Source organism: Mycobacteroides sp. H001 (assembly GCF_001440005.1).
Taxonomy (GTDB): domain Bacteria; phylum Actinomycetota; class Actinomycetes; order Mycobacteriales; family Mycobacteriaceae; genus Mycobacterium; species Mycobacterium gwanakae.
Map to the genome: position 1 here is coordinate 15,211 of NZ_LJYH01000028.1, position 25,322 is coordinate 40,532.

The window sequence follows — 25,322 nt, forward strand, 5'->3', positions numbered from 1 at the left end:
TGCATCAAATCCACGAGCTTCACCACTCATGACTTCTGAAGATGTCGTTGGCTTCGACATCTTTCCAACTCCGATTGGGTTCGCTACATATCTTGCAGCCGGAGTCTTGCCAGATATAGGGGTTCTGCCGATGCAACTTGGCACGTAAACGTTTGCTGTATGTAGTGCCTGGTAGCCCAGATATGCGAGGCCCTCGTTCTATGAGCCGTTCCTGGGTCTCAATCTTGACTAGCGCCAAGTCCGCAACATGCCGAGCATCCTTTGCCGCCTCACTCGCTAACCGCAGCGTCTCCGCTGAAAGCCAGACCTCCAACTCCCCTTTGTCGGCTCGGCTGCGTACCTGATCCGCGAGTCTCATCGCCTCCACTGCCTCTTCTGCAGCTTCTGAGTACATCTCTGGCGCGATAGCATCTGCGGCCTTTCGCGCAGATGCTGCAACTTGAGCCGCATACACGGCTGCATAGGCCTTGTCATAGAGGCGCTCACCAATCCCCAGTCCAGCGTATCGCGAAGTAATCAGCGAAGTGTCTTCCTGAATAACTCCCACCGGTGGGTTCGCGCAACCATGCGAACCACAGATTCTCGAGCGCTCGATTTTACTGGCTTTGGCGAGCACCGCCGTAACGAATGCGGTGCTTGTGTCCAGATCCATCTTGACCCTCAAGCCCGAGCGACAGTGACACACCAACACGACCGCTCTGTCGTTGAATCCCCATTCAGTGACGGTACAGAACGCCGAGGACTGCATCACTTTCTGACGTTCTTGGCGAACTGTTCGCGCCAGTTCGTCTGTAAGGTGCGCGTACGGCTTCAAATATCCAACGCGCCAAATGATCTGCTCGATGTCGGCGATAGTTTCTTCGATCGGCCGACGGGTATCGAAGACGTTTCTCATCAGCGGACCACAATGCGAACTGATCTGGTCACCGAGCAAAACTGCTTCTTCACTGCCCATAGAAGTCTCCCCCATGGGGCAATGCTATTCCCCTCCCACGGCGGCACCGCTCCCCTGTCGTGTTCACCTTCGACAGACTCAGTGCGGGAATGGAAATTCTCGTCGGTCATCGCGCAGAGATGTGTCGTGACTGTGATGAACTGTGAGACAGCCGGATTCGACCTAGAGAAACGCGGAGATCGAGAGGCTGGCGAATGGCGGAATGAAGGTCTCATGCGTTTCGTCTGGTTACCAGGATCGGGATTTAATCAGGCCTGTGAGCTGCGCCGATAAGGGTGCGGGGCCCCACACGTCGGGGTTCAGCCGTAGGCTGCTCGCCATGGTTCTGGAGTTCGTCGACTATCGCCGAGGCTCCGCGGACAAGTACTCGTGGGCTCCTCGATTCGACACGGCAATCACTTACGAGCACCCACACTGGTGGGACGAAGTCCGGTATTACGTCAACGATCCGTGGTTCGTTCAGGTGGTAGACGAGGATGGCGTGGAGGTCGCCCGGGTTGAACTCGACGACCCCGGCGGTATCAACCCCAAGTACACGGACGTACCTGAGCTCGGGGACGACCAGCTAGAGATCCAGTTCATCGAGGTGTCCACCGCCGCCCGTCGGCGGGGAATCGGCACACGCGTGGTGCGGGGTCTCGCCAAGCGGCACCGGGATCGCCGACTCTTCGCCTACAGCGAGAACGCGGACGAATTCTGGACGCGCCTCGGCTGGGATCGCTTCAACCACCCCGAAGGCGGTTGGCGCCCGCTGTTCATCCAACCGGTAGACCGATGAAGCGCACCCACAACGAGGACAGCACGGCGACGTTCGACAGGACAGTCGACTTCTCCTACGACGCTTGTTGGTTCGAGTGCCCCGAGTGCGGTCACCGCGTGGTCATGACGTTCGAGGACCGCATCAAAGGCGAATCCCGGAGCTGTCGCTGCGAGCAAGAGGTTTCCGCACAAGAACTGTATCCGGTGCTCACAGACCTATCCGACCCCGCGACCGACCCCACACAGATCGAGCGGATGGCCTGGTACCACAGCACCACTCGCACGGACTGGCCGCCGACCGACGAGTCTCCCGAAGCGAACGCGACGCACCTGGGGACGTTCGAGTCCGCAATTGAGAACATGTTCCGCCGGATGGATCACGAGTCCGACGCGGAGAGCCAGTTCTACCTCTACCGGGTTCACATCACTTGTGCCGACTCCGAGGTGTCCCCTCTCGGCGAGGAGCCGACAGACTTCCTGGGCAACGTCCGGCTCGGTCTGTTGTCCGAGAGGGGGTTCCGGGTGGTGCGCTACGTGAACGTGCACGAGCACCCCGGATCGATCTCGCTCGCGGTGGTGCCATCGGTCATCACGCACGTGCAGACCCTCGCCATACCGCTCAATCTGAACACGGAGGAGTCGATCGCTTCGCGAGAGATCTTCGCTAGGTACACCACTGAGCTCGAAGAGGTGGAAGCCCAGCGACCCTGCACTGACGGAATAGGCCGCATCGACCTGTTGACGCAGCGGAACCCGGAGGCCGCGGCGACCGCCAAGGCGAACCACGCCTGCGATCAGGCGATGTGGGCGGCCCAGCGTAGGTACAACCAGGCGATGGAGCAGGAACACACGCCCGCCGTGGGCTTTCGGACGCGCGACAAGCTGCTGGATGCGGTCCGCAGCATTCACGGCACCGCCGCGCACGTGCACGACCGGTTCCGGTCGCTGGCGGAGCTGGTGCAGAACCCGGCCCGCACCCTGGCCGCCACGCAAGCGCAACCGGTGCGTGAGGTCAGGACCTAGGCGCCTGATGACAATCCCACCGCCCCTCAGTGGGCGCCTGACACCGCCAGAGTTCGACCACTTCGCCGACGTGGTGATGCAGTTCGCTGACGCGGCAGAGGACCTACTCAAGAGGGAGCTGGCGTACCCGTTCAACTTCGGGAGTGAGGCGCTGCGAGACACCGCCGCGCGCGATGACCATCCAGGGACGCGGTCCAAACAGACCTTGCTGACCCTGGCAACGCAGCAGGTCGTCGCGGGCCATAACCAGTGCGACCTTCTCCGCGGCGTCGCCGGGCTGCTGCGCACCGACCGGGTCACCCTGGCCCCGTTCCCATTGGCACGTACATGTGCCGTCATGGCCGCCAAGGCGTGGTACGTCCTCACCGCAGAGTCCAAGGAAGAGCGGCTACGGCGGTACCTGAACGAGGAGCTGGCCGCGCTGTACGGCCTACCGTTCCCGTCAGACAACAAAGAGGCTACAACTGAACGCGACGACCGCACCGCCGACTACCTGGCCGTCGGCTCGACGGCGGGGCTCGAAGCGGCCTACCGCAAGAGACCGCGGCCGTGGGACGCCCCGGTCCTCGCTCGTGCGGGTCAAGGCCTCGACGACGCGCCGCCGCCAGAGACACAGCAGGTGAAGGACCTTTACCTGGCGTCGGGGTTGCAGCAAGATGAGCTGGCGGGGATGCCGTATTCGCTGCTGTCCGCGGCGACGCACGGTCGCTTTAGCCAGGCAGGGCTCATCGGGTACGCGGCTGCCGGCCCTTCAGTGGGAGGCGTTTCGACAGCGGAGATGCACGTGACGTTAGAGATCACCTCGCAAACCACCATTTATGCGGCGATTGCGATGCGTACCTATCTGTGCGCCCTCGCGCGGTACACATCCGTGCCTGAGGCGGTGGTGCTGGGTCGCCTACAAGAGCCGACAGCGGCGTGGTGGGCGATCGCATACCCATCGACGGGTTCGTAGTGGTCGCTCCGCGGATCACCTTGTCCGCGGCAAGCATTTAAGCCGGCGGCCGCGACACCGCGAACAGTTCAGCGAGGTTGTCGGTCCCAAATCGGGCTCGAGTTCGCGGGGTGGTGTGCGAATGCGGTCTCGCGGTCATCGACTGGTGACAGCACCATGTTCGAGGAACGGCCGTCCAGGCGATGACCGTCGCCCGATGGTGTGCCGTCATCTCCGTCAGGCCGAGCCGTACCCTCTCCAGCATGACCGACGGGTTCCTCGAGGAACTGGAAGCCCATGGCGAGGTTCGTCTCGGATTGCCCGCCGCGAATGCGTTGGGGATGCTGCGCGATCGATGGGTGTTCATCGGGCAGGACCACCATGTCCTGCGCGCGCTGATCGAGCAGCTCAGCAAGGATCCCGAGTACCTTGGCTTCGCGCGGCAGATTCTGACGATCTCGGATTCACGTCTGACGGCCATCCATGATGGAACAGAGCCGTTCATCGCGGACAAAGCCTTCAGCGCCGATGATGCGCGGGTGATCGAGCGTGCCGCGCTGGTTGCGCTCAGCCTGGACGCCGACTGGGCGGAACCGATCCCTCGAATTCTGCGACGAGCCGCCATCGCACCCCAGACGGCGGCGAAATCGGCTCCGTCCCAGGCGGCGGCTTTCGCGCTTGCGCGCGCGATCATGGTGGCGCCGACTCCGGAGAGCGTGGCGGGTCTGGCGGACACGACCCGGGACGTACGGCACGCGGGGATCAAGAAAAAGTTCACCAGGTACATCAAGGAGGCGCGGAGGGCCCTCGCCAGCCGCCCAGACGTCGCCTTGCGGCTGCCGTTCGAAACCTCGCCCACCAAGGCGCAGTTGACCACGTGGAGCAAGTCGTTGGAGGCAGGCTGGCTCACCTGCGCGTCGTGGCCGTATCAGACCTGGATCGATGCTGCGTTCGCCGTTCCAGTCGCCCCGATCAGCGCCAATCTGGTCTGGCAGGTCGTGGACGGACCGACGTTCCTCGGCAGTCCGGGCGACTTCGCCGACTCTGCTGGAGACCCGGTCCCCGTCTCGACCACCTCCAGGATCCGACTGTGGCATCCCGCAGCAGCAACGCCCGGCGAACGAGACGCATGGCGCCTGCGTGTCCGAAACCACCACCTGGTGCAGCCGTTCGCGCAAGTGTTCCGCGAGCACTACGCCAGTGCCGACGCGGACCGGCTGGTCACGAGTCACGCGGTTCTGAGCGTGCGACAGCTGACCGGTCTGTATCGAGCAGAAGGGTGGACATCCGAAGGCCACGAGACCATCAGCCGACGAGCGGGGGCGGTAGGCGCGGAGATGTGGTTCGACGGCTCGGTATACCCGGGTTCGGGACTACAGACTTGCAGTGCGGTAGGCCTGCGCGTCGGAGCGCTGGGGGTGGCCGCGGACGGCTCCGTCACAATTACTGCCGATGGATGCGACGACCTGCCCGCAGTGTCCGAGATCATCCGCTCGGCCGACCTGATCCTCAGCGCCTCCACAGTCGCGATCGAGAGTGCGTCCGAATCCGCCTCCTTCTCCGCCCAGTCACCGGCGGGAGTGCTCGCAACACGACGCGTAATCCTCGAACATGTCCTGGCCGAGCTGGAGTCAGCAGAACCGGTTCGAATTGCCCAACGACACGTCGAGGTCAACGGATTCAGAATCAGCATCGCCACGGGCCAAGTCACGCGCGACGGTGACCCCGTCGACATCACACCGAAGAAACGCCACGACGTGTGGCAACCAGCATCAGATCGACTGCTGACAACGGTCGTCGGAACCGTCGCGGCCATTCTCGATCGCGACGTCTAACCGCGTCCGGGTGTACACAGCCCAACCAGTGGTGTGCCCGACTCTGCGTATTCAGAGTTATGCCGAACGTGCAGACCCCCACACCTGTGGATCCGGGGGTCTAGCTGTTTCCCGAGGGACCTTGCGTCCGAGACTCGGGCCCAGAATCGCGCAGTACGGCATTTTACCGAAAATCTGCGGCGAGAAGGCGAGATGCCCAGCGCAAGTGGCATACTCGTCGGTGAGCAAGGTACGGGTTCTGCGGCTTCGGCCCCACGATCCGTCTGACCCCGGTTGATGGCTACGGCGCGCCGGGGTTGCTCTGTTTCTAGGGACAGTCCAGTAACTCCACTATGTGAGCGATGGGATTCAAGATGTCCCGTTCCATGGTCTAGACGCGCGCAACGACGTGCATGTCGGTGCGCGCGGATGAGTCAGGCGGCGTAGCCAAGTCGAGCGAGTGCGTCCTCTGGACCCGTCGTGCCATCCACAGTGGATAGGACGTCAAAATCGGTGATCTCCCCGTCTTGATCGGCGCGGAAGACATAGACACGAACGCGGTCGGCACCGGGGGTTAGGACCACATCCGAGGCCCCGCACAGCGGGTGGTCTAAGCGAAAGTGCCTCTGGGTGGTGCCAATCCGGCTCTCGCGTCGATGTGCCTCGATCTCGGTGGCGATATGACTCATGGTGACCCCTCCCTATTATCGGCAAGACTTTCTTGCACCTGTGATGAGAATGCCACAAGCTATCGACACCTGCAAGGATCGCTATCATCTGAATGTGGCCAACCCCGTGAACAGCGCCTTCGGCGCCCAGGTGCGGGCGCTGCGTGAGGCCTCTGAGTTGAGTCAGGATCGGCTAGCGCGGGCGGTCACACGCGCGGGGGTGCGATGGTCCCGCGCTCGCCTCGGCCAAGTCGAAGCAGGCGATGCTGCACCTGACCTGGTGACGATGCGCGCCCTCGCTGCCGCGTTGGGTGAATTGACAGGGGCGGCACACCGTTTAGCAGACCTACTGCCAAAAAATGGCGAGCCCGAAGTCATGGAATTACGTCGCGCTCTACTCGGCGAACCTGTACTTGGCTCCACGCCAAGCGAATTCAATGAACCACGCCTAGACCCCGGCTGGGGACAAGTAGAAGACCGCGTTGCGGTTGAGCTGCCTGGGCAGGAGGCCACGATCCTCGCTGTTAGCCGTGACCTTTACGGCCACACAGGCACACAGGAGCGAGATGCTCGTGCAGGCGAAGGCGCTACGGCCCAGAAGCGGGGTCGTCTCACTCGCGTAGTGATGAACGAGCTCTTGGAGGCACTGCGGGACAGACGACGAGCCAACGCGCCGCGGTCGATGTCGCGGTGAACGTCGTGCCAATGTGCGGCCACCACCTAGGAGGCTGAGCATGACTGAACACGCATCTGAGACGGATCGACATGGGCAAGCCCCAGACCCGGCGTCATCGACATCCAACGCTGACGACACCAAACCGACTGCACCACCGGCTTCGTCAGCACCGGAGGCCGCGGCGACCGATACAACTGAAGCCACCAAACCCACACCCAAGCTAGGCGCGATCGCCAACACCGTCGGCGCCGGAGTGTCCAAAGACCTCTACCAATCGCCAGTTGACGGCGTAAAGGGGCTGTTCAAGGCCCAGTACGGCGTCGGATCAGACCTCACCGGCAAGGCGCTCAGCAAGCTTGGGGTTCCTCGCCTCTCTCAAACGCAACACCTCACTGATGACCTTGGCTGGCAAGCTCTTTCGGTATCTACGCCGACGCGACTCTGTCAACCCAACTTTGATGGCGTTCCGGAGCGGTCTCGGATCAAGGTTGTCGTACATCTCTTGGTTGTAGAGCGCCCGAATAAGAAGAAACACCGTCTCGACGCTATCCTGTACAGCAGCTGCAGCCTCCGAAGCCAAGTCGTCAGCTTCAAGATCAGTGGCGACCGATAAGAGATTCACAAGATCCAGCGTTAGCTGAACGGGATACTCCGCGAGATCCGGTGGACAGGAATTTCTAGCGAGCTCACCGGCATGCTGGACTTTGTAGACCCGCGTTGTAAAGCCAGCATCAATCTGGTGCATCAGTTCGATTGCTTTGTCCTCATCACCTTTCGACACCATCCAAGCCAGCTGCTTGCGGCTGACGGGCACCCAAGCTCGCACCTCTTCGGCCACGTTGAGCAGGCCGATACACCTGTCCACCATCGTCTTTCGAGTGACAGAATCGTAATCGCGGATCCGCTTAAGGCTCTCGCGGGCCTTCGTTAGCACATGTGCGGAGTACGCCGACAGGAACAGAGTGAAAATTCCAGCAACCGATACAACACCCGCATGCTCACTAATCCAGTGAACAATCTGTGACCAATTCATGCGAGCAAATCTACGTTGAAGCACGCGTCACCCGTTACCGCAGAAGACCTTCAGGGCGTCAACGGCGCAGGGTCCGCAAGCCGTACTCCACGGCCGTATCGACTGCCACGAACCATGTGAGGGAACACAGGCCGACCAAGACAGCGTGCCAGTAGCAGAGTTGTTCATTGAACCGGACCCTGCGGGCCCCAGCCACGGTCGCAAGTATGGCGCTGATACCGAAGGTGATCCAGAATCCCAAGTAAAGGCCCTCGGACCAGAAGAACTGGAACAGGACCACCGCCAGTACGAAACACAGCAGCATGCTCAGCCCGATTCCTGCCGCGAACGCCATGACTGTGAGGACTACGGTTCTGGTGCTCAAAATGTCCAACTGCCAGAAGGTTTGAGAACGAATCCATGCTCACCACTGACGGCGTCGGGGCAAGCCACGGTCCTATTGGTATCGACCGCACACGTGACGTGGCCGTATGAGACCTTCTGCCCCACTGCCAGTAGAGATCCCCTGTTGGTCGGTCCCGGTGACTTACCGTCGCAGCCTCCGTAGAAGTAATGCGACAGTTGATATGGCGCCCCGGCACTGTCGTCGCCGGGCCCGACCGAGCCGACTACACAATCGCCAGATTTCGGAGTCGCCACCTCGCGTTTCATTAGGTCCGTGGTGGGGATGCTGTCGACTCCCGCAGGTACACCTCCGCACCTGACGCCTTGTCCAGAATCCGAAAGCTCCTTCGGGGCACCAAATGTGCAGCCGATGTCGTAGGGAGTGACAAAGGCCAGAAAACTCATGTCCGTGCCGCCCTTGGACCACCGCGTGATGTAAGGCTCTGGCGATACGGCGGTGAACTTACTGAGATCGGGGAACCCGTCCGGCTGCGCCTGAGCCGGAAGCGCGAACACACTCATCGCTGCGCCGCACATCACGACAGCGGCGAACACAAGCTTCGCCCCACCGCCAACAATTCGCATCTGACCCCCCGTAAATCGCCCAACCTTCGGTTCATCCTCCCACATTCACCAGTTTGCTGTCTGCTTACACTGTGCTGGTGTGGATAAGACTTGCACTTGCCCCGTGGTGGGTACAATGGCCCGTGTATTCGGCCCTGATTTTCATCGCAGCGGGCGTTCCTGTGGCCGTCATCAACCGCGAAGACAAACAGGGGCAATGGCTCGGTTGGTGGATGGGTATCGCCGTGGTGGCGCTCGTCGTCGGGCTGGCGTGGACGTTGGCCGCGCGGTCCAGGGCGCCGCAGCTGCGCCAGCTCCTCGACGGCCTGACGCCGGCCCAGTATCGGCAGGCCGCCAAGGCGGTTCTGTCGGGGCCGATACCTGCCGACCCGGCGATCCAGCGCGCTGCTGCTCGCTTGGCGCAGAGAGCCGTTGAACGTCAGCTGCGCATGATGTCGCCAGCGGTGCGCAAGTTCTTGATCGGATCCATGGCCGTCAATGTCCTTATCCAGGTGGGTATTTCAGCCACCGGAGCGACGATCAGTTTTACAACCGTCTTCAACGCTGCCGTCTTCACGGGCATGGCAGTTTTTTGGTGGCTCTACCCCCCGCTGCTGCAAGCTCGGGCCCAGCTACTCGCGGGCTACGTGCACACAACGTGGCCTGAACCCGACCAGTATCGCACCGGCATGGAGAATCGCCCGTGAGCCCGCGGATCGCCGTGGCAGCAATCACCGCCGCAGCGCTCCTCGCCGCTGCAGCTTGCGGTCAGAGTTCCACGCCCGCAGCGTCCTCGGATGCAGCATCGCCTTCGGCCTCCTCCCCCACCGCATACCCCACACCCGGATCATCGCCGCACTGGACCAGCCCGGCACCCACAGGAGCCCTCGCCTCCCCTACCCACGGGTACACTCCGTCGCTTACTTCAACCCCGGGATCACCGGAGGGACAGAAGGTTTCCATACCGACGCTTTCGGGCGGTGATCCCGCGGTCACGAAAAGGTTCAACGAGTCGATGAGGGCCTCGCGCGCCGGGATGCCCCTGGCCTCGGAGGAAACCAGCGTCAGCGACACCGAGCTCCTCGGCGGCTATCGCAGCGGGGTAACCCGGATCGGTGCCGGTGCCATAGCGGGGCGGATCGTGCTCCTCTGGTACGGCAAGGGCGCAGCGCACCCTAACCGCAGCCTGGGCACTGTGGTGATCGCAACCACGACGGCCGCACCGGTCACCGTCGACGATCTGTACCTGGACCGTTCCGCCGCGCTGGACCGCCTGCGCAGCCTGCTGCCCGAACTGGACCTCACCAAACGCGTGTATGCAGCCGAACTCACAGACACACACTTCGCCGATGCGTGGCTACCGACCTCCGCCGGCCTGGAGGTCTACGTGCCCGTCGCGCACGTCGCCGGTGACTACGCCCCCGTAGTGGTGCCATGGGCGCGTATCGCCGACCAACTCCGACCCGGAATACTGAAACAACTGCGCGCCGACTGAACCGCTACAAAGCATCTCGCACAGCACCCGTACGGCAATCTGTATTCGTACCCGAACATGCCCGGCGAATTCGGCTGGTTCGGCGGCGGGCTCTGCGTCACACCCACCTCTAACGCACGCCCGTTGCGCTGCTGGGGTATGGCGTCGGTTGATGCTTAGCGTTACGTATAGCAAACCACCCCAACAGTTTTCGAACGCAATCAGCACGGTGCTGTCGTTGTTTCCGTAGATGCCGGCGGCTCCACCAGTCCTGCACCTGCCGATGCCGCCGCGTGCCCTTGGGCAACTCCGGGATGCTCGGGTTGACCCGCGGCTTGAGTACTGCACGAGTAGTTTTCATGCTCCGCCGAGCACGTAGAAAGGGGTCTTTAGGCTGACGTGACATGGCCAAACTCCTATGTCAGTATGATTGACTCCTATGTCGAGAATGTCGTTGCGCCACAATCGAATGTGTGCGACCTGAGTAGACCCGGAAAATATAAGGATCCGTACACGGCGAAATTCACAGTGCGTTTCGACTGCCCAGGCAGGCCCGGGGAGGGGGCGCCCCCGGGTAGAGGATGTCTCCGCGGGCTCAGCCTGCCGTTGCATCGCCCGTATCGATCGTTCCAGTGTCGAGGTCTCGGCGCATACGCGCGAGGACCTTGATGCGTAGGTTCCCCACCGTCTCTGCGTCTGGATCGCCGTTGTTGTACTGGCCATCAGCGGCAATCAGGAACTCACGCATGGCTGTAGCGCCGCGATGCATATCGGCGACAAGCATCTGATCCCGCAGCAGCAGCGCTTCCATGCACTTCTGCTGGTATTCGCTGACGAACTCAGGTCTTCGATTAGATCCACCGCGGCCGAAGAAGGACATTGCGTTAACACTGTGGGTCAACTCAACGGCGCGATCGACGATCTTCTGGCGCTCTATATTGCGCGCCAGTTCCAGCTCGGATTGTCTACTCTGACGAGCCAGTTCAGCTTCTGCACGTCTGTCCGATCGAGCACGCGCGAATGCTGCACGGCGGTCTCGCTGGGATTCTCGTGCTGCCGAGCTGATTTGAATTCTCACACCGATGAGAGCAATGGCCGCTGCGGCAAGAGCGATAGTCGCCGCTATCACCGTGGCGACGGGCTGGCTCAATAACGTCTCGTGCGGAGCCATTCGGTCCAGAACCTCAGGCGGAATATTCACCACAATCGCCTGAGTTGGTGACGGCGATGGCGTCGGCACGGGTAGCACAGTTGGAAGTGGCGGAGGCGGCGGAGGCGTTGTTGACACTAAGTGATTCTCGCCAATCCCTCTCGATGACCAGAGCGGAATGGCTGGACAAGCACTGTTTCCTTAAGCCCGGTCCTCAATCCTGGCCTTGTGGTCATTGCATGGCTGGCACGCAGCACGCAGGTTCTTCGGATCGAACGCCAGGATCTGGCCGGCGCGATGCTGGCTGCTCCTTGTCCACTACGGTGGCTCGCCCTGTGTAGATGCCCTCGTACTGGATACGGCAGCGGTAGTGGTCTCGGTCCAGGATCTTCGGGACGAGCACTCACCGTCGGCGCTGGCGTGTCACCTCACTGGAGGCTGTGCGTGGACCACTCCAGGCCTCGGTGTCATCGGGACAGTAGCGCGTGAATCGGATTAAGTTGTGGCATCCGGGCACTGGGGACGGACGCGGAGCCCTAGGCATCTGACACTCCTCCAGGCCGTACCAACGGGTGTTTGACCAATCGGTCCGTGGGAGCAACCGGCTTCCGATTCGATCCGAGGGCCCTACGGTGGACCGATGAGCAACCCGCCTGATGACTGCGCGCAACCAGAGAATTCCGCCTTTGCCATTCACAGCATCACAATTGCCGACGAAGTCCACACGCTCTCGGGTTCGGGAAGCGTGCTTGCAGTCGTAGGGGCAAACAACGTAGGCAAGTCAACCTTGATCGATCAGATCTTGACTAACCTCAGATCTGTACCTGCGCCGGGGTCGAAACCACAGATACTCTCCAGCCTGGATGCCAAGTGGCCCAGCACACCGGCCGCCATCGAGGAGTGGCTACGTGCTCACTGCCGTGTCCACCACGACATTGGACAAACCCACCTGAGTCGAAAGGGCCTTGGATCACGCCTCGACGAGGCGCTCAAGCATTTGACGGAACAGGACAAGCTAGAGCACCTGACGGAGTGGCTTGTAGACAGCATCCCACCAACCAATCGAGATATGTACGTGCAGCCAGTTACACGGCCAAAGTCCATCAGCGACCCGCCAACTCATCCGTTTCATGTGGTCCTAGTCAACAAGGAAGTTCGGAACAGCGTAATCACCTTGGCGCGCAAGATGTTCGGAATCGACCTATATCTCGATGCAGTTAGCGGCGAGTTATCATTCCGCATCGGGGACCCTGACGTCGCCGTGCCAGTGGCGAACGACCTAAATCCCGAATACGCCCAGGCCGTGGGTTCGTTGCGTTCCTTACATGAACAGGGCGCCGGTTTCCGCTCGGCCCTAGGCCTGCTCTTGCCTATGGTCACTATCCCCTCTCCGATCACTTTGATCGATGAACCTGAGGCGTATCTCCATCCGCCACAGGCGCGGCTGATGGGGGCGGAGATCGGCCGCGTTGCCGCACTAAACAAGTCTCAAGTCATTCTGGCCACACACGACAAAAACATCTTGCAAGGCGTAATCGAAAGCGAGACACCGGTCGACATACTCCATCTAACTCGAGATGGGGACGTAACCAGCGCTCGCCTGTTACGAGCCGACGAGGTCGCGGAACTATGGAAAGACCCAATGTTGCGGTACGGCAACGCCCTTGATGGATTGTTTCATTCCGCAGTGATCGTCACGGAAGCTGATCGCGATTCACGGTTCTACGAAGCCGCCATCGACGCACTCTACGAATCTCGTGATGCCGATTCCCCAGCCCACAATCTGATGTTCCTCGCGGCCAACGGTAAGCAAAATATTGCCAAAATCGTTCGGCGACTGAAGGGATTCGGCATCAGGACGATCAGCTGCCCGGACCTAGACATACTGAACAACAAAGCGGTGTTGAGTTCTCTGGTAAATGCACATGATGGAGAGTGGTCTGTCGTCGAGTCCCATTACTACAAGGCAACCGGCCAGTTCACCGCAGCGCCTCCGGCACCAGATGTGAATTCCATCAAGGGAAAGATCATTGCGCTGCTAGATGATGCGAGCGGACCGCTATCTGACGAGCTTGCCAAGCGGATCAAGAAGGAGGTGGCCCTGCCAAAATCAACTTGGGACAAGCTGAAAAAGCATGGCATGACGGCCTTCTCAACCGGCAAGGCCAGCGCCAAAGAGCTAATCAAGACATTGGATGAACTCGGAATCGTCGCCGTAACACTGGGAGAGCTTGAACGATTCCTCACAGACGTCGATGTAAGCAAATCCGACCCGGCGTGGTTGTCGATAGCATTCGATGCAGGTGCGCACACATCCACCGCAGCAAACGAACATGCCGAACGCCTCCTGAAAGCGGCTTCAATTGGGTAACCGACACCGCGCCGACAACCAAGGCAACTCCGCCAGCGAAAGCGGCCAACCGGCGACCGAGATCGTTTTCCACACCGGGCCGCAGATCAAAATCACGTGTAGGCAACTCCCCGCGTCGCCGCACCCGAACGGGCCAAAACGCGACATTCTGTCACCGCTGTCAGCGGTTCAGTTGATCGCTAGCTCCCCGACACATCGCCTCCGTCAACTTCCGCAAAGCCTTCAGGGACGTGACATTACGCCTATCCACCGACTGCTGTCCACGCAGATAGCAAACATTGAGTCACGTGTCACCACTGTCGCGGATTCCCTACGGGTATCCGATGCCATAATCTTTGCCAGGAGCCGTGAACAGCAACTTCAGCTGTGGCGGACTGCTGGATCGACCTGATCGCCAGAAGGCCGCGGCGAACCTCAAACTTGCTACAAGCAAGTATTTGGACGAGATCGACAACTCAGGCCCGAGAGCGACCCGTTCTGTGCTGCGATGTATCCATGGCTTCCGTGCCGCAGGATGTCGTGACGCAGCGCACCGCTCTACGCAGTGCCGTCGCAGGCACAATCCCGCCCCAGACCGACACCAACCTGATCATCGGAACATGGAACCTGCGAGCCTTTGGCGGCCTGAGTCCGACCTGGCAAGCCAGCGCAGGCGATTCACCTAAGCGTGACTGGCGCGCCGTCACGTTCATCGCCGAAGTGATCCGGCGATGCGATGTCGTGGCGTTGCAAGAAATCCGGCGCGACCCCACCGCATTGCGCTTCCTGTTGAATACCCTTGGGCCCGAGTGGCGGGTCATCGTCTCCGATGTCACCGAAGGTGACACCGGCAACGATGAACGGTTGGCTTTCGTCTACAACACCGAACGGGTTCAACCATCCGGGCTCGTAGGCGAACTGGTACTACCTGATATCAGCGATCATCCGGTGCGCCAGTTCGCCCGCTCCCCCTACGCTGCCAGCTTCCAGCGCGGCGACACCGAGTTCATCCTGACTACGGTCCACGTGCTCTGGGGCGATGCGCCCGAAGACCGGCTGCCGGAACTCACCGCCTTCGCGCAGTGGATGCTCGCCTGGGCCAAACGCAAATCCGACTGGAACACCAACCTGCTGGTACTGGGCGACTTCAACCTCGACCGCATGGGCGATCCCTTGTTCGATGCATTCTTGTCAACCGGCCTGTGGCCACCAGCGGAACTAAATGACGTCCGCCGCACCATCTTTGACAACGACCACACCCGCCACTTCTACGACCAGATCGCCTGGTTCTCCACCCCCACCGGCACCCAGCTCCTGCAATCGCTGACCTACACAAAACGCGCCGGATCATTCGACTTCGTGCCCCACTGCTATCCCAATCTCACCAAGAACGAACTCTCATGGCGCATCTCCGACCACTACCCACTGTGGGCCGAGTTCGAAATCGGGTAGCTTTCGACTGCGCGGGAACGATTTTCGCGATCGAGGTGCTATCGATGCGTGTCTCGTTCAGTGTTGATCTGGCGCAGGAGGTCCAGTCCAGCCTATAGGTCTCGGCTCGAACCGCGATCGGATCGCGACCTCTAGCGCAAGAAAGCAACGCGGATTCGGATCACTGGCCATGAAAGATCCGCTGTCTTGCCATGATCCGGCCGGCATCAACAACCGGCGCAGATAAACGAGCCGCTCCACTAACCGCTTTAACGAATCTTGTTCAGCAGCTGATGTCCCCGACCAGCCGCACGCTGTGCCAGCTCGGCTGTCGCCCGCCCGACAGCCAACAGACCGCGTCCCGACCATAGTGGCCCCGTCGGCAGCGGCTCAGGCGTATCTGCCGATGGTTCGCTCATCAGCAGCTGGTCCGCACATAGACATGTTGGCCTTGCGCTGCAGCCTGTTTAAACAACGGCAACACCTGCTCCATCATCTCTGCCAGATCACCAGCCGAGAGGTAACCAGCGAATTCCTCGGTCTGCGACCACGGATCCATCGCAGCAGCGAGCCGCTCCGGCGTGGCATTGACGATCAACGCGGTGGTGTGATCAGCCACCTTAGACACCACGACATTGACATCGGCAGGATCCTCAGCGTCCGCCGCGACCGTCACGGAATGATCCGGGCGGTCCATCAGTTCCTTGGTCGCCGGCCAGTGTGGGCTCAGGCCCAGCAGCAGCGCTTCCAAAGACACCAGCTCGGTAGTTGCCTCGACCCCGAGAACACCGTCGCCGAACGAACCGATCAGTCCCTCGGCCTGCTCATCATCGTCCAGCACGAAATACTCGTGGACCACACCCATGCTGGCAGCCTACGGGCAAATCTGTAGACGATGGCGACCAGTGAAAGTTGCCTGCGCACTGCTATGGATCCCGATCGTTCGATGGCAATCATCGCGGGATTCTCGGCTTCACACGCCCAAGTGAACTTGCAGGAAGCGAACAACGAGGTTCGTCGCGGCGTGATGACTTAGCCCAGTTTTCAGTTGGCTGTATGTCAGCCACTAAGTCTGTAGTAGTGTGCCAGCTAATGGGGGTTTGTCGCTGGCAAAGTAGCCTTGGCCAGCTTTCGCAGTAGGGGGTGTAGCCATGGCTGGACCTTCGGGTTCTGACGAGGTGTTGCGGATCGATGCCGCTGCCCTTTCTGCTGCGCTGGGGATCCTCAGCGGGGTTGCCGACCGGCTCGGTGGTGGGGTGCGCGGCGCTGATGGGCGGGTGCGTTCAGTGTTGGGGCATGGTTGGTCTGGGGGTGCGGCGTCCTCGTTTTCCCCGATCTGGGATAGCTGGCATGAGCAAGCCGCCGATTCGGCGAAGGCCCTGACGAATACCACGGAACGGGCACGTAGTAGCGCGCAACAACTGCATGAGGCCAGCGAGCGCCTCTAAATGGGGGCACGGTTCCGGGTTGATCCGGCTGCGATGGCCGATATGGCCGAGGCAGTCGCAGCCTTGCGGACGCTGATCGGCGAGTCTGTCGAGCAGGGCCGCGACGGGCAGAACAAGATGGCCGCCGCCTGGGAGGGCCGCACCGCGACCAGCGCTGATCAGGCAATCGGGCGGTGGGTGAGCTCCAACGGTGAGCTTGGGGAGATGTTCGGCAAGATCGTCGACTACCTGCACGGGGCGCGAGAGGGTTATGTGCAGGCCACTAAGCGCAACGCCGACATGTGGTCTGCGGGTGGCGGCTCGCAGCTCGATGTGGACCCACCGCAGCTGGCCGAAGCGGGCAAGAGTGTCGATCACGCTGCCGATGGATTGTTGGCTGCCACGCAAGCCCTTTCGGGCGGGACGTTGAGTTTCAATGCGGGCCAAGACGATGCCGGAGAGAATTTCGGCGAACAGTACGTGCAAAAGGCCAACCAGATCATCGGTGCCGTTTTCCAAACGCTAGGCGCTGCGCGTTCGGTGGGCCACGGCATCGGGGTCTCAGCAGCCAACTACGCCCTCGCCGAGGCGGCAGCGACCATCCCGCAAGCGGCCCCCTCCGTCGGCATGCCGGCCAAAATCAATGACCCGAAGGTGTCGGTGAGTATTTCCACCGCCAATGGCGGCGGTGTCATGGCCCCGGTGTTGTGGTCGGTGGTCGAGTTCTTTGTCGGCGATGTGTGGCCCAACGGCGACCCGGACGGGGCCAGGGCGGTCGCGGCGCCGTGGAAAGCGTTGTGGCAGGCGCTTCCTCGGGTCGCCGCACAAATGCAGGCCGCTAAGGCCGGGGTGTCGGCGCAGACGATGCCCGAAGCCGAGACCATCGGTAAGGCGATCGACACCATCACGTCCTCGCTGACCCAGCTGGCGCAGCTGTCGGGCAAGCTCGCTAGTGAGCTGGAGGGGTTCGCCGATGAGGTGCAGCACGCCCAGGACAGTGTGCGAGATTTGTTGCGGCGGTTGTCGCCCTCGAATGTCCTGGATACGTTGGGCGACTTTCTATTTCACGGCAAATCACCCCTAGACGAAATCAAGGCGGTGGCCCGCGACATCAAGGGCGTGCTCGATAATCACGGCCAGCAAGTTGAGGCCCGCAAGTCCGATCTGGTCGGTATCGGGGCGCAGATCGATGCGGCCAAGGACTCGATCAAAGACTGGGTGTCCAAAGAGTTTCCCTCAGCGGCACCGGTCATCAACGCTTTGGTGAGTATGGATGCCGGGGCGCTGAAAAACATCACCGGCATGTTCACCGGACCGCTGGCATACGTGGCCGGGCTAGATCCCACCCGATTCGCTTACGACACCCAAGGCGCACAACAAGCCTGGGGCGGACTGGCAAAAACCGTGGGCAGCGCTTTAGACCCGGTCGGCACTACCGCCCGCGAGATTTCCAAACTGGTTTCCGATCCCGGTGGGCAGACCGACAAGACCCTGGAAACGGTCAAAGCCCTGGTGGATTGGGAAGACGTCAAGAAGGGCGACCCCTGGGAGGCGGTCGGCTACAACCTCACCACTGCCGCCACGTTCCTGGTCCCCGGCGGCGGCGCAGCCAGAGCCGCGACCGTGGGCACCGATGCGGCGCGTGTCGGCGAAGGCGTGGCGAACCTCGAGACCAAGACCACCTCCGCTCTCGGACGCGAGGTGGCCGCTGTCAATCCGGTGGCCGAGGTGGGGGCCCAGACCGGCAAGATCACCGAAACACTCGGGAAACTACCCGAGGGCATCAATCCGGGTGAACTCAAACTCGGCCCGCCCACCGACATCCACCCGCCACCAACGGCCACCATCAGCGAACCTAAACCCGGCGCGATCGAGCACCCCGCGGTTCCGGCTGCCGAGTCCAAACCCACGATTGCGCAACCAGTTTCCGAGGGCAGCGGCGTCCCGGTGCAGGCCGAACATCACGGCACACCCGCACTGGAGCGCTCAGAACCAAGGCCCGCCGACGATGCCGCACTGCTCGGTCACGGCAGCGGCCCCGCGTATGGCGAAGCACCGGGCCATGGTGTGCCCACTGTGGCTGAGCGCCCTGTGCCGGTGGGGGATCGCGCCGCCGAGCCCGCGCTCGCCGGACCCGCCGAGCACACACCCACCCCCTCGTCGGCGCATCCCACACCGCCGGATCGGCCCGGCCCCGGCCCATCGGAAACCACCACACCCCAATTCGCAGAACGCGGCCCCGCATCCGCCGACCACCCGCCCGGTGAGCGCCCAGCCCCACCCGGCGAGCACGGCACCCCGCCCGGTGAGCGGACCCTGGCACCCGGTGAGCGTCCGATCGAACCGGAAACCCCGCGCACACCAGCGCATCCGACCGAGACCCCGCGCCCTCTCGACGGCCCGGTGTCGTCCGAGCGCGGCCCCGCGCCACACAACGCGCTGCCCGAGCGTGGCGAACCGCTCCCTGCCCACACCCCCGCGACCGGCGAACACACACCCCCGGCAACGACACCGACCGGGCCCGCTGCACCAGCCGGGCCGGCAGCACCGCCGCATTCGACGTCACCCGCCACCCCTCACGCACCCAGCACGCCAGCCGCGCACGGGGAACCCGTTAAACCGTCCACCATCACACCGCTGCGCGAACCCATTCGCGAACCTGTTGTCCCCAACCGGCCGCTGCACGATCCGCCTGCACCGGTGGAGTCCAGACCCTCCCTGGCCAAGGCCACACCGGGCGAAGCGACCCCGGCAGCCGCCCGCGCCGCACACGAACCCACACCCGCCGAACGCTCCCCCGCTGGCGTGCGACCCGGCCCCGAGCGGCCAGCCGAGCCAGCACCCGCCGCGGGGCGTGCACATGATGGCGGTGAACCACCAAAACCACCCGCTGACAACGGAGCCCTTCTCGGAGCGCCTGGCGAGCGGCCTGAGTGGGTGCAGAAGTTCATCGACGGCGCCTCCGATGCCCCCACCGATCCGGGCCGGATGCGTGAACTGTGGGACCACCTCAACCCTGCCCAACGCACGGACCTGTTCCGGCAAGACCCGATGTTCGGCGACAAAGCCCGACTACCCGTTAGCCTGTGTGACGAGTACGCCCGTGACGCGCTGAGTCATTGGCTGGAACGGTTACCCGACGACCCGCTGTATCGCAGCATCGAACAAGCCATACAGAACCACCCCGATATGCCGCGCCGGTACTTGCTGGGATTTGAACCCACCGACGGACGCTCGATCACCTCGGTAGGCAACCCCGACCTAGCCACGCACACCGGCGTGCTGGTGCCCGGAACATTCACCGACGCAACCAAACTCATCCCGAGCGCGGAAAACACTGGCTACATGGAAGTCGCCCAGCGCTTCCAGCGCAGTACTGACATAGCGTTAGGGCACGACGTCAATGCCGCTGCAGCGGTGGTGGATTGGCAGAACTACCTTGCCCCACAATCGCTGGGGCTCTCCGGCGCGGCGCGGAATAGTTTCGCTGAGGCCGGGGCTCCGCGACTGCGCGACTTCCTCGAGCGCCTCGACCACACCAACCAGATACCGGACGCGCATCGCACCGTGATCGGACATTCCTACGGCGCGGTTGTGGTTGGGGAAGCCGCCCAAGGAGCAGGACTAAACGCGCATTCGCTGGTCACTCTCGGCGGTGCGGGCATGCACGCGCGCACCGTCGAAGAACTCATACTCCAAGGGGTCCACCTAGAGGCCGGAAAGGCACCAGTATGGGCGCTGATCCACCCCAACGACCCCATACGATTCCTCGAAAACTTCGAACGGGTTGCGCACGGGCGCATGCCCCACCGCGAAGACTTTGGAGCACATCCCGAAGAGATCGCAGAAAAAACCGGGCTACTGATCAAAAACCAAGACCAGCGGGCCCACACCCACGCCTACTGGGAGGACGACAGCAAGAGCCTGCGCATCATCGGCGAGATCATCGCGGGAATGAGGCGATAACCATTGAAGGCAGATCACTATCATGGGAAATGACATGACCGCACCGCAGATCCACCCCGAACTGACCGACGAACTTGCGCGCCAACGCACTGTTGAGCACATAGTCCACACGTTGCAGCAGTTGCCCGATGGCTGGATCGTGGGTTTCCAGGCACCAGGATTTCGCCCGCTTAGCGCATCCTCGGGACCGGTTGGCCCGAATGGGGAGTGGAACTTTGACGTTGGGTATTGGGTATGGCGTGATGGCGATCTCACCGGCGATCAGGTGTTCGATACGTTCCTCAAGTTATGGAGTTCCTGGGGTTGGGTCGACTCGGCAGAGCCCGCAGATTCTCAGACGAGGGCTGCGTACGGGCACACGCCAGACGAGTATCGATTCCAGATATACCGGGGCATCCATGGCGGAGTCGCATTGACATGGACTTCGCCGTACTACCCCGCTTCGGGCTCTGCCTACGGGGGTGTGATGCCGTCGATTATCACCAAGGACGGGCCGCAGTCTTATGAACAGCCCCAGCGTGATTGACATGACCGCACCACAGATCCACCCCGACCTCACCGACGAACTCGCGCGCCAACGCACCATCGAGCACATCGTCCACACCCTGCAACAGCTCCCTGACGGCTGGATCGTCGGATTTCAACGACCGGGCTGGAACGCACTCAGCGCGGGCAGCGGAGCGGTCGGACCCAACGGGGAGTGGAACTTCGACGTTGGCTATTGGGTGTGGGGTTATGGCGACCTCTCAGGCGACGAGGTGTTCGAAGCTTTTGTCGAGGTATGGGATTCGTGGGGTTGGATCGAATCAACCGAGTCTGCAGATTCGCTAACACGCGCCGCGTATGGGCACACGCCAGACGGGTATCACTTCGATATTCAGCGCGGTGCACACGATGGTGTCGGCACCAGTTGGACGTCGCCCTACTTCCCGGCTCCGGAATCTCGTTATGACGGTCTCATGCCGTCGATCATCACCAAGGATGGCCCGCAGTCTTACGACGACCCGCATCGTGCTTGAGGCATTCATGACAGAGCAGATATCGGCTATTTGGGACACCTAGACGGGCGTCGGGTGCTCTCTTTGGGCGTTCGTGAACTAGTGAGCGGGGCGGTGTAGTGCTTGGGATCTCGCAGGTGGTTGTTGTGGCGCTGGCACTTGCTGCGCGTTTGCGGTACGGCGGCTGGTACGCGCTTTTCGCTGTGATTTTTTCGCTGGTGACGTTGGGGTTGATGCCAGCACTCGTATTTGGGTGGATCATTTATTGCGGTTACGTGGCACCGATGACGGCCTGGCCGTTATTCGTGTTGGCTGATGTTCTGCTGTTGACTTGCGCGGTGGCAATGGGTGACAGCGTTGACGGGACGATTGAGACCCTTGTGCTCCCGCGCAGCGCTCCGCTGCGGCGTCGCTTGATGGTTCACCGGATTGGGATAGCTTGTGGCGTTGGATATCTCGCATCTTTAGTACCGCTGATCATCGTTGTCGGTGTGCCAAGAGGATTGGTCGGGTGGTTACTCCTTCTGTGGGGTTTGGTCGGTGTTCTGGCACTTGTTGCGTGGTGCATTTCGATGGATAGAGATCTGCCGAAATCGAGCGGTGGCAGCGCGCCGAGGCAATACCGCAGGAAAAAGGACCCTAAGCTCACCGACGCCCTTGCGCGCCAACGCACTATCGAACATGTCGTCCACACCCTCAAGCAGCTGCCCGACGGCTGGATTGTGGGGTTTCAACGTCCAGGTCGCAACCCGCGCGGGCGCTCGTGGAGTGGCGTGGCCAGCGAGGGCGAATGGGAATTCTTCGTTCACTATTGGGTGTGGGGATACGGCGACCTCACCGGTGATGAGGTGTTCGACACGTTCCTCAAAGTATGGGACAGCTGGGGTTGGATCGACTCAGCAGAGCCCGCAGATTCCCAGACACGAGTCGCGGACGGGCACACCCCAGACGGGTATCGATTCCAGATTCATCGGGGCATCCATGACGGGGTAAACGTGGGCTGGTCATCGCCCTACTACCCGGCTCCGGAATCTCATTACGAAAGTCCCATGCCGTCGATCATCACCAAGGACGGGCCGCAGTCATACGGACAGCCACAACACGATTGAGACATCCGTAGAAACTGCACTTCACCGCCTATATCGCACCAGTCAAAGAGGATGACATGCCAACAGAAGCCAGCGCACCGCGCCTCACAGCGAAATTCCATGAGGCACTCACATATTCGGCAGGCAAGCATCAAACGCAAACCCGCAAGGGCGGAGAGATTCCATATATTGGACACTTGCTGTCCGTCGCCGGATTGGTGATCGAAGCTGGCGGCACTGAGGAGCAAGCCATCGCAGCGCTTCTACACGACGCCGCTGAAGATCAGGGCGGCACGCAGACCTTGCATGAGATTCGGGAACGGTTCGGAGCTGATGTTGAACGAATCGTTGCCGAGTGCAGCGACACATTTGAAAGCCCTAAACCTCCTTGGCGTGAAAGAAAGGCGAGCTATATCCGACATCTGGATAACGCATCCAATGACACCATCCTGGTCTCGCTCGCCGACAAGGTGGACAACGCCCGGGCGATACTGCGCGACTTCCGGCAGATAGGGCCAGAGTTGTGGGAGCGTTTCAGCGTCAAGGACCCGGGCGATCACCTCTGGTATTACCGGTCGTTACTTGATGTGTACCGACGTAAAACCGACAGCTGGCTCGTCGACGAGCTGCGACGGGCCCTCGATGCCTTGGATGAGTTGGTGAAGGCCTAGCACCGGCTATGCACTGCGATCAGTTGCGGGTATTGGCCCGTACACCAAGCGGCTCGGCAGAGGAGGTATCCCATGGGCTTCGATGAGTTGGCTGGTGATGATCTTGTTGCGTGGTTGGGCAGCTGGGTAGACAAGGTCGCCGGGACGGTCGAGATTCAGCGTCCCCCGCCCGCAAGTGTCGGCACGGTGACGGTGTCGGTGCGTGGCGAGTTGCAGCAGCTGAACTTGAACGCGGAAGCAGCCAGTGTGGAACCAGAGGCGCTGAGCCGCGCAATCGAGCGGGCGTATGCGGACGCCTATGTAGAGGCGTTGCGGCAGTTGGACATGGTGTTCGCGCGGATCGCTGCGGATGTATCCGGTGATGCCGTGTTGGCGGCGCGCGCGAAGGAACTTCGGGCGGGATACGCGGATCTGGCGGGGTTGAAGAAACTGATCCGGCCGCCGGCCCCGACGGTCAAGCGTCGGGATGTCGGCGCGGACGGTCAGGAATGGGATCCAGCGGCAGACCCCCTGCAACGCGGGAAACAGGGACGTTGAGCATCGAGTGTCGCCCGATGGAATGGACGCAAGCTCGCTGGCAGGATTGACCGACAGATGCCCCAGAGGCTCCGGTTTCCTCTGGCGCGGTTTACTTCTCCCGGCGGTGGTGGAGGCGCGCGAGTTCGGCACGCAATGTCGCGTCCAGTTCCGTGGGCTGGACGGTTAACGCTTCGCCGTTATGGAGGACGTCTCGCACCATTTGCAGCATTGACAGTTCGGCCTCAACATCTGCTGCGGTGCGATGAGACGTCTGCGGCTGCAGAGGAGACGCACAGCATCCGTCACATGCGTGGACTGCCTTTGTCTCGCGGCCTTGGGCCACCCATAGCCCGAACTGATCCGGGTCAGGGTGGGCTTGTCCATGCGGACAGATCCGGTTTAAGACGCCATCGTTCTGCCACCGCTGCGGCCAGCCTCGCATGTGGTGGCTGCTGGGATTGTGGACCACACAGTTCTCCCCGATGCACTCATCGAGTGGATGAGGAGCAGCGAATCCCTCCATACCGCCATAGTGGCCCGAAGAACGCGACATAGCAAGTATTGGAAGTATGCGTATCCACATGGGTCGCGATCATGGATCGAGTCCTGCACAATCAGGCGGATGGATGATCCGTTCTCCGGTGAGTTCGTCGGCGCACCCCACGGACAAGTCTTCGCCAGCATGGATCCTGTGGTCACCCTCATGCTCACTCGCATGGATGCTCTTGCTGTCTCTATCAGGGAAATGACTGGCGGAGCCTTGCAGGCGGTGATTCAAACACGCGATCAGGCCTCGAACGAAGTGGCTGTGCACCTGTTGCTGGCAGGTACGGGCACGATTATGGCTGCATACCGGCCTTTGTTTGAGCATCTGGGCCAACAAATGAGATCCGCTGTGGGTGCTGTGGCCGCGGCATGGACAGTTTTCGGGACCACTGGCAAATGGGTCAAGCCACCCAACCTAGCACCGCCAGCGATGCCAATCCCCGACGTGTGTATTGAGCCGCGGCCCGCGCGCCCACTAGGTAACGACGAGAACATCGATGCCGACTACACCAAAGAGTTTCTTGGCCACATACGCGCGGTCGGCGACAGTTTCGCTGATGCCGCACGCGAATCGTTCACAAGAGCAGTCCGCAACCAGCTGCCTGTCGGCGACCTGGCGGACACCATCGATGTCGCGATGATTGATCACACACGCGTGGTAGCCCAGCTGACCACGTCGCTCAGAAACGACCTGCGCCTGCTGACCGATGCCGTCCAAACCAGCTGCCACACCCACACAAACACCAACCATTGGGTGGCACCTGTGGTGATGCGATCGCCTCGACTACTTCCGAATACTGAGAACCGAACACAAGTCGCCTCTGGCACGTCGTCCAGATGGTCCTGATTACGTGCACGTTGCCCCGATTTCGCGCCGATGCGCCCTTGGATT

Annotated in this window: 24 protein-coding genes; 16 read left to right on the forward strand and 8 right to left on the reverse strand. The window is 61.6% G+C overall.

The window, feature by feature from the left end:
* Nucleotides 1–19 precede the first annotated feature (19 nt).
* Nucleotides 20–955 carry a hypothetical protein gene (locus tag AOT83_RS10810; protein WP_131726922.1) on the reverse strand — a complete coding sequence of 312 codons (936 nt, stop codon included), beginning with the start codon at nucleotides 953–955 and terminating at the stop codon, nucleotides 20–22.
* 319 nt (nucleotides 956–1,274) lie between these two features.
* On the opposite strand from AOT83_RS10810, the gene AOT83_RS10815 reads away from it, so the two are divergent.
* The 4 genes from AOT83_RS10815 to AOT83_RS10830 all read left to right on the forward strand — a co-directional run bounded on the left by AOT83_RS10815 (nucleotide 1,275) and on the right by AOT83_RS10830 (nucleotide 5,506).
* The gene (locus AOT83_RS10815; RefSeq protein ID WP_057966354.1) at nucleotides 1,275–1,733 is read left to right on the forward strand and encodes a GNAT family N-acetyltransferase; all 459 of its coding nucleotides are present in this window, start codon (nucleotides 1,275–1,277) and stop codon (nucleotides 1,731–1,733) included.
* Complete coding sequence (locus AOT83_RS10820; RefSeq protein ID WP_057966335.1) at nucleotides 1,730–2,737, forward strand: hypothetical protein; 1,008 nt, start codon at nucleotides 1,730–1,732, stop codon at nucleotides 2,735–2,737. The genes AOT83_RS10815 and AOT83_RS10820 overlap by 4 nt, the downstream gene beginning before the upstream one ends.
* Before the next feature lie 7 nt (nucleotides 2,738–2,744).
* Nucleotides 2,745–3,692, forward strand: coding sequence for a hypothetical protein (locus AOT83_RS10825; protein ID WP_057966334.1), 948 nt, complete (start codon nucleotides 2,745–2,747; stop codon nucleotides 3,690–3,692).
* A 242-nt stretch (nucleotides 3,693–3,934) separates the two neighbouring features.
* Nucleotides 3,935–5,506, forward strand: a complete 1,572-nt coding sequence (locus AOT83_RS10830; protein ID WP_057980027.1) for a DUF4132 domain-containing protein — start codon at nucleotides 3,935–3,937, stop codon at nucleotides 5,504–5,506.
* A gap of 413 nt (nucleotides 5,507–5,919) precedes the next feature.
* Here the strand turns inward: AOT83_RS10830 and AOT83_RS10835 are convergent, their stop codons facing one another.
* From AOT83_RS10835 to AOT83_RS10855, 4 genes are all read right to left on the reverse strand, one after another.
* On the reverse strand, nucleotides 5,920–6,174 hold the full coding sequence (locus AOT83_RS10835; RefSeq protein ID WP_057966332.1) for a hypothetical protein: 255 nt from the start codon (nucleotides 6,172–6,174) through the stop codon (nucleotides 5,920–5,922).
* 980 nt (nucleotides 6,175–7,154) lie between these two features.
* Nucleotides 7,155–7,862, reverse strand: a complete 708-nt coding sequence (locus tag AOT83_RS27840; RefSeq protein WP_057966330.1) for a hypothetical protein — start codon at nucleotides 7,860–7,862, stop codon at nucleotides 7,155–7,157.
* A 58-nt stretch (nucleotides 7,863–7,920) separates the two neighbouring features.
* The gene (locus AOT83_RS10850; RefSeq protein ID WP_057966329.1) at nucleotides 7,921–8,196 is read right to left on the reverse strand and encodes a hypothetical protein; all 276 of its coding nucleotides are present in this window, start codon (nucleotides 8,194–8,196) and stop codon (nucleotides 7,921–7,923) included.
* A 26-nt stretch (nucleotides 8,197–8,222) separates the two neighbouring features.
* Nucleotides 8,223–8,831, reverse strand: coding sequence for a hypothetical protein (locus tag AOT83_RS10855; RefSeq protein ID WP_234797718.1), 609 nt, complete (start codon nucleotides 8,829–8,831; stop codon nucleotides 8,223–8,225).
* Between the two features lie 122 nt (nucleotides 8,832–8,953).
* Here AOT83_RS10855 and AOT83_RS28160 point away from each other — a divergent pair, with 122 nt between their 5' ends.
* Nucleotides 8,954–9,517 (forward strand): hypothetical protein, encoded by a 564-nt coding sequence (locus tag AOT83_RS28160; protein WP_057966327.1) that lies wholly within the window; start codon nucleotides 8,954–8,956, stop codon nucleotides 9,515–9,517.
* Nucleotides 9,518–9,578: 61 nt separating this feature from the next.
* Here AOT83_RS28160 and AOT83_RS10865 read toward each other — a convergent pair whose 3' ends face one another.
* Nucleotides 9,579–9,806: a hypothetical protein gene (locus AOT83_RS10865; protein WP_131726923.1), complete on the reverse strand. Its 228-nt coding sequence runs from the start codon at nucleotides 9,804–9,806 to the stop codon at nucleotides 9,579–9,581.
* A 19-nt stretch (nucleotides 9,807–9,825) separates the two neighbouring features.
* On the opposite strand from AOT83_RS10865, the gene AOT83_RS10870 reads away from it, so the two are divergent.
* The gene (locus tag AOT83_RS10870; protein WP_234797720.1) at nucleotides 9,826–10,305 is read left to right on the forward strand and encodes a hypothetical protein; all 480 of its coding nucleotides are present in this window, start codon (nucleotides 9,826–9,828) and stop codon (nucleotides 10,303–10,305) included.
* A 574-nt stretch (nucleotides 10,306–10,879) separates the two neighbouring features.
* On the opposite strand, the gene AOT83_RS10875 is transcribed toward AOT83_RS10870, so the two are convergent.
* Nucleotides 10,880–11,524: a hypothetical protein gene (locus tag AOT83_RS10875; protein ID WP_131726924.1), complete on the reverse strand. Its 645-nt coding sequence runs from the start codon at nucleotides 11,522–11,524 to the stop codon at nucleotides 10,880–10,882.
* Nucleotides 11,525–12,074: 550 nt separating this feature from the next.
* Between AOT83_RS10875 and AOT83_RS10880 the strand changes: the two genes are divergently transcribed.
* Both AOT83_RS10880 and AOT83_RS10885 read left to right on the forward strand, forming a co-directional pair.
* Complete coding sequence (locus AOT83_RS10880; protein WP_057966324.1) at nucleotides 12,075–13,805, forward strand: AAA family ATPase; 1,731 nt, start codon at nucleotides 12,075–12,077, stop codon at nucleotides 13,803–13,805.
* 495 nt (nucleotides 13,806–14,300) lie between these two features.
* The gene (locus AOT83_RS10885) at nucleotides 14,301–15,236 is read left to right on the forward strand and encodes an endonuclease/exonuclease/phosphatase family protein (RefSeq protein WP_057966323.1); all 936 of its coding nucleotides are present in this window, start codon (nucleotides 14,301–14,303) and stop codon (nucleotides 15,234–15,236) included.
* 397 nt (nucleotides 15,237–15,633) lie between these two features.
* Here the strand turns inward: AOT83_RS10885 and AOT83_RS10890 are convergent, their stop codons facing one another.
* Entirely contained in the window at nucleotides 15,634–16,080 is a 447-nt protein-coding gene (locus tag AOT83_RS10890) for a hypothetical protein (protein WP_057966322.1), read from the reverse strand.
* A gap of 286 nt (nucleotides 16,081–16,366) precedes the next feature.
* Here AOT83_RS10890 and AOT83_RS10895 point away from each other — a divergent pair, with 286 nt between their 5' ends.
* The 8 genes from AOT83_RS10895 to AOT83_RS10930 all read left to right on the forward strand — a co-directional run bounded on the left by AOT83_RS10895 (nucleotide 16,367) and on the right by AOT83_RS10930 (nucleotide 25,277).
* Nucleotides 16,367–16,663, forward strand: coding sequence for a WXG100 family type VII secretion target (locus AOT83_RS10895; RefSeq protein ID WP_070943223.1), 297 nt, complete (start codon nucleotides 16,367–16,369; stop codon nucleotides 16,661–16,663).
* Nucleotides 16,664–20,608, forward strand: a complete 3,945-nt coding sequence (locus tag AOT83_RS10900) for an alpha/beta hydrolase (protein ID WP_057979749.1) — start codon at nucleotides 16,664–16,666, stop codon at nucleotides 20,606–20,608.
* A 34-nt stretch (nucleotides 20,609–20,642) separates the two neighbouring features.
* A complete protein-coding gene (locus AOT83_RS10905) occupies nucleotides 20,643–21,134 on the forward strand; it encodes a hypothetical protein (RefSeq protein ID WP_234797721.1) in 492 nt (163 codons plus the stop codon).
* 1 nt (nucleotide 21,135) lies between these two features.
* Complete coding sequence (locus tag AOT83_RS10910; protein WP_234797722.1) at nucleotides 21,136–21,627, forward strand: hypothetical protein; 492 nt, start codon at nucleotides 21,136–21,138, stop codon at nucleotides 21,625–21,627.
* A 551-nt stretch (nucleotides 21,628–22,178) separates the two neighbouring features.
* On the forward strand, nucleotides 22,179–22,715 hold the full coding sequence (locus AOT83_RS10915) for a hypothetical protein (RefSeq protein WP_057965415.1): 537 nt from the start codon (nucleotides 22,179–22,181) through the stop codon (nucleotides 22,713–22,715).
* 56 nt (nucleotides 22,716–22,771) lie between these two features.
* Nucleotides 22,772–23,365, forward strand: a complete 594-nt coding sequence (locus tag AOT83_RS10920) for an HD domain-containing protein (RefSeq protein WP_057965307.1) — start codon at nucleotides 22,772–22,774, stop codon at nucleotides 23,363–23,365.
* Between the two features lie 72 nt (nucleotides 23,366–23,437).
* Entirely contained in the window at nucleotides 23,438–23,902 is a 465-nt protein-coding gene (locus AOT83_RS10925; RefSeq protein ID WP_057965308.1) for a hypothetical protein, read from the forward strand.
* Nucleotides 23,903–24,506: 604 nt separating this feature from the next.
* The gene (locus AOT83_RS10930) at nucleotides 24,507–25,277 is read left to right on the forward strand and encodes a hypothetical protein (RefSeq protein WP_057965309.1); all 771 of its coding nucleotides are present in this window, start codon (nucleotides 24,507–24,509) and stop codon (nucleotides 25,275–25,277) included.
* Nucleotides 25,278–25,322: the final 45 nt, after the last annotated feature.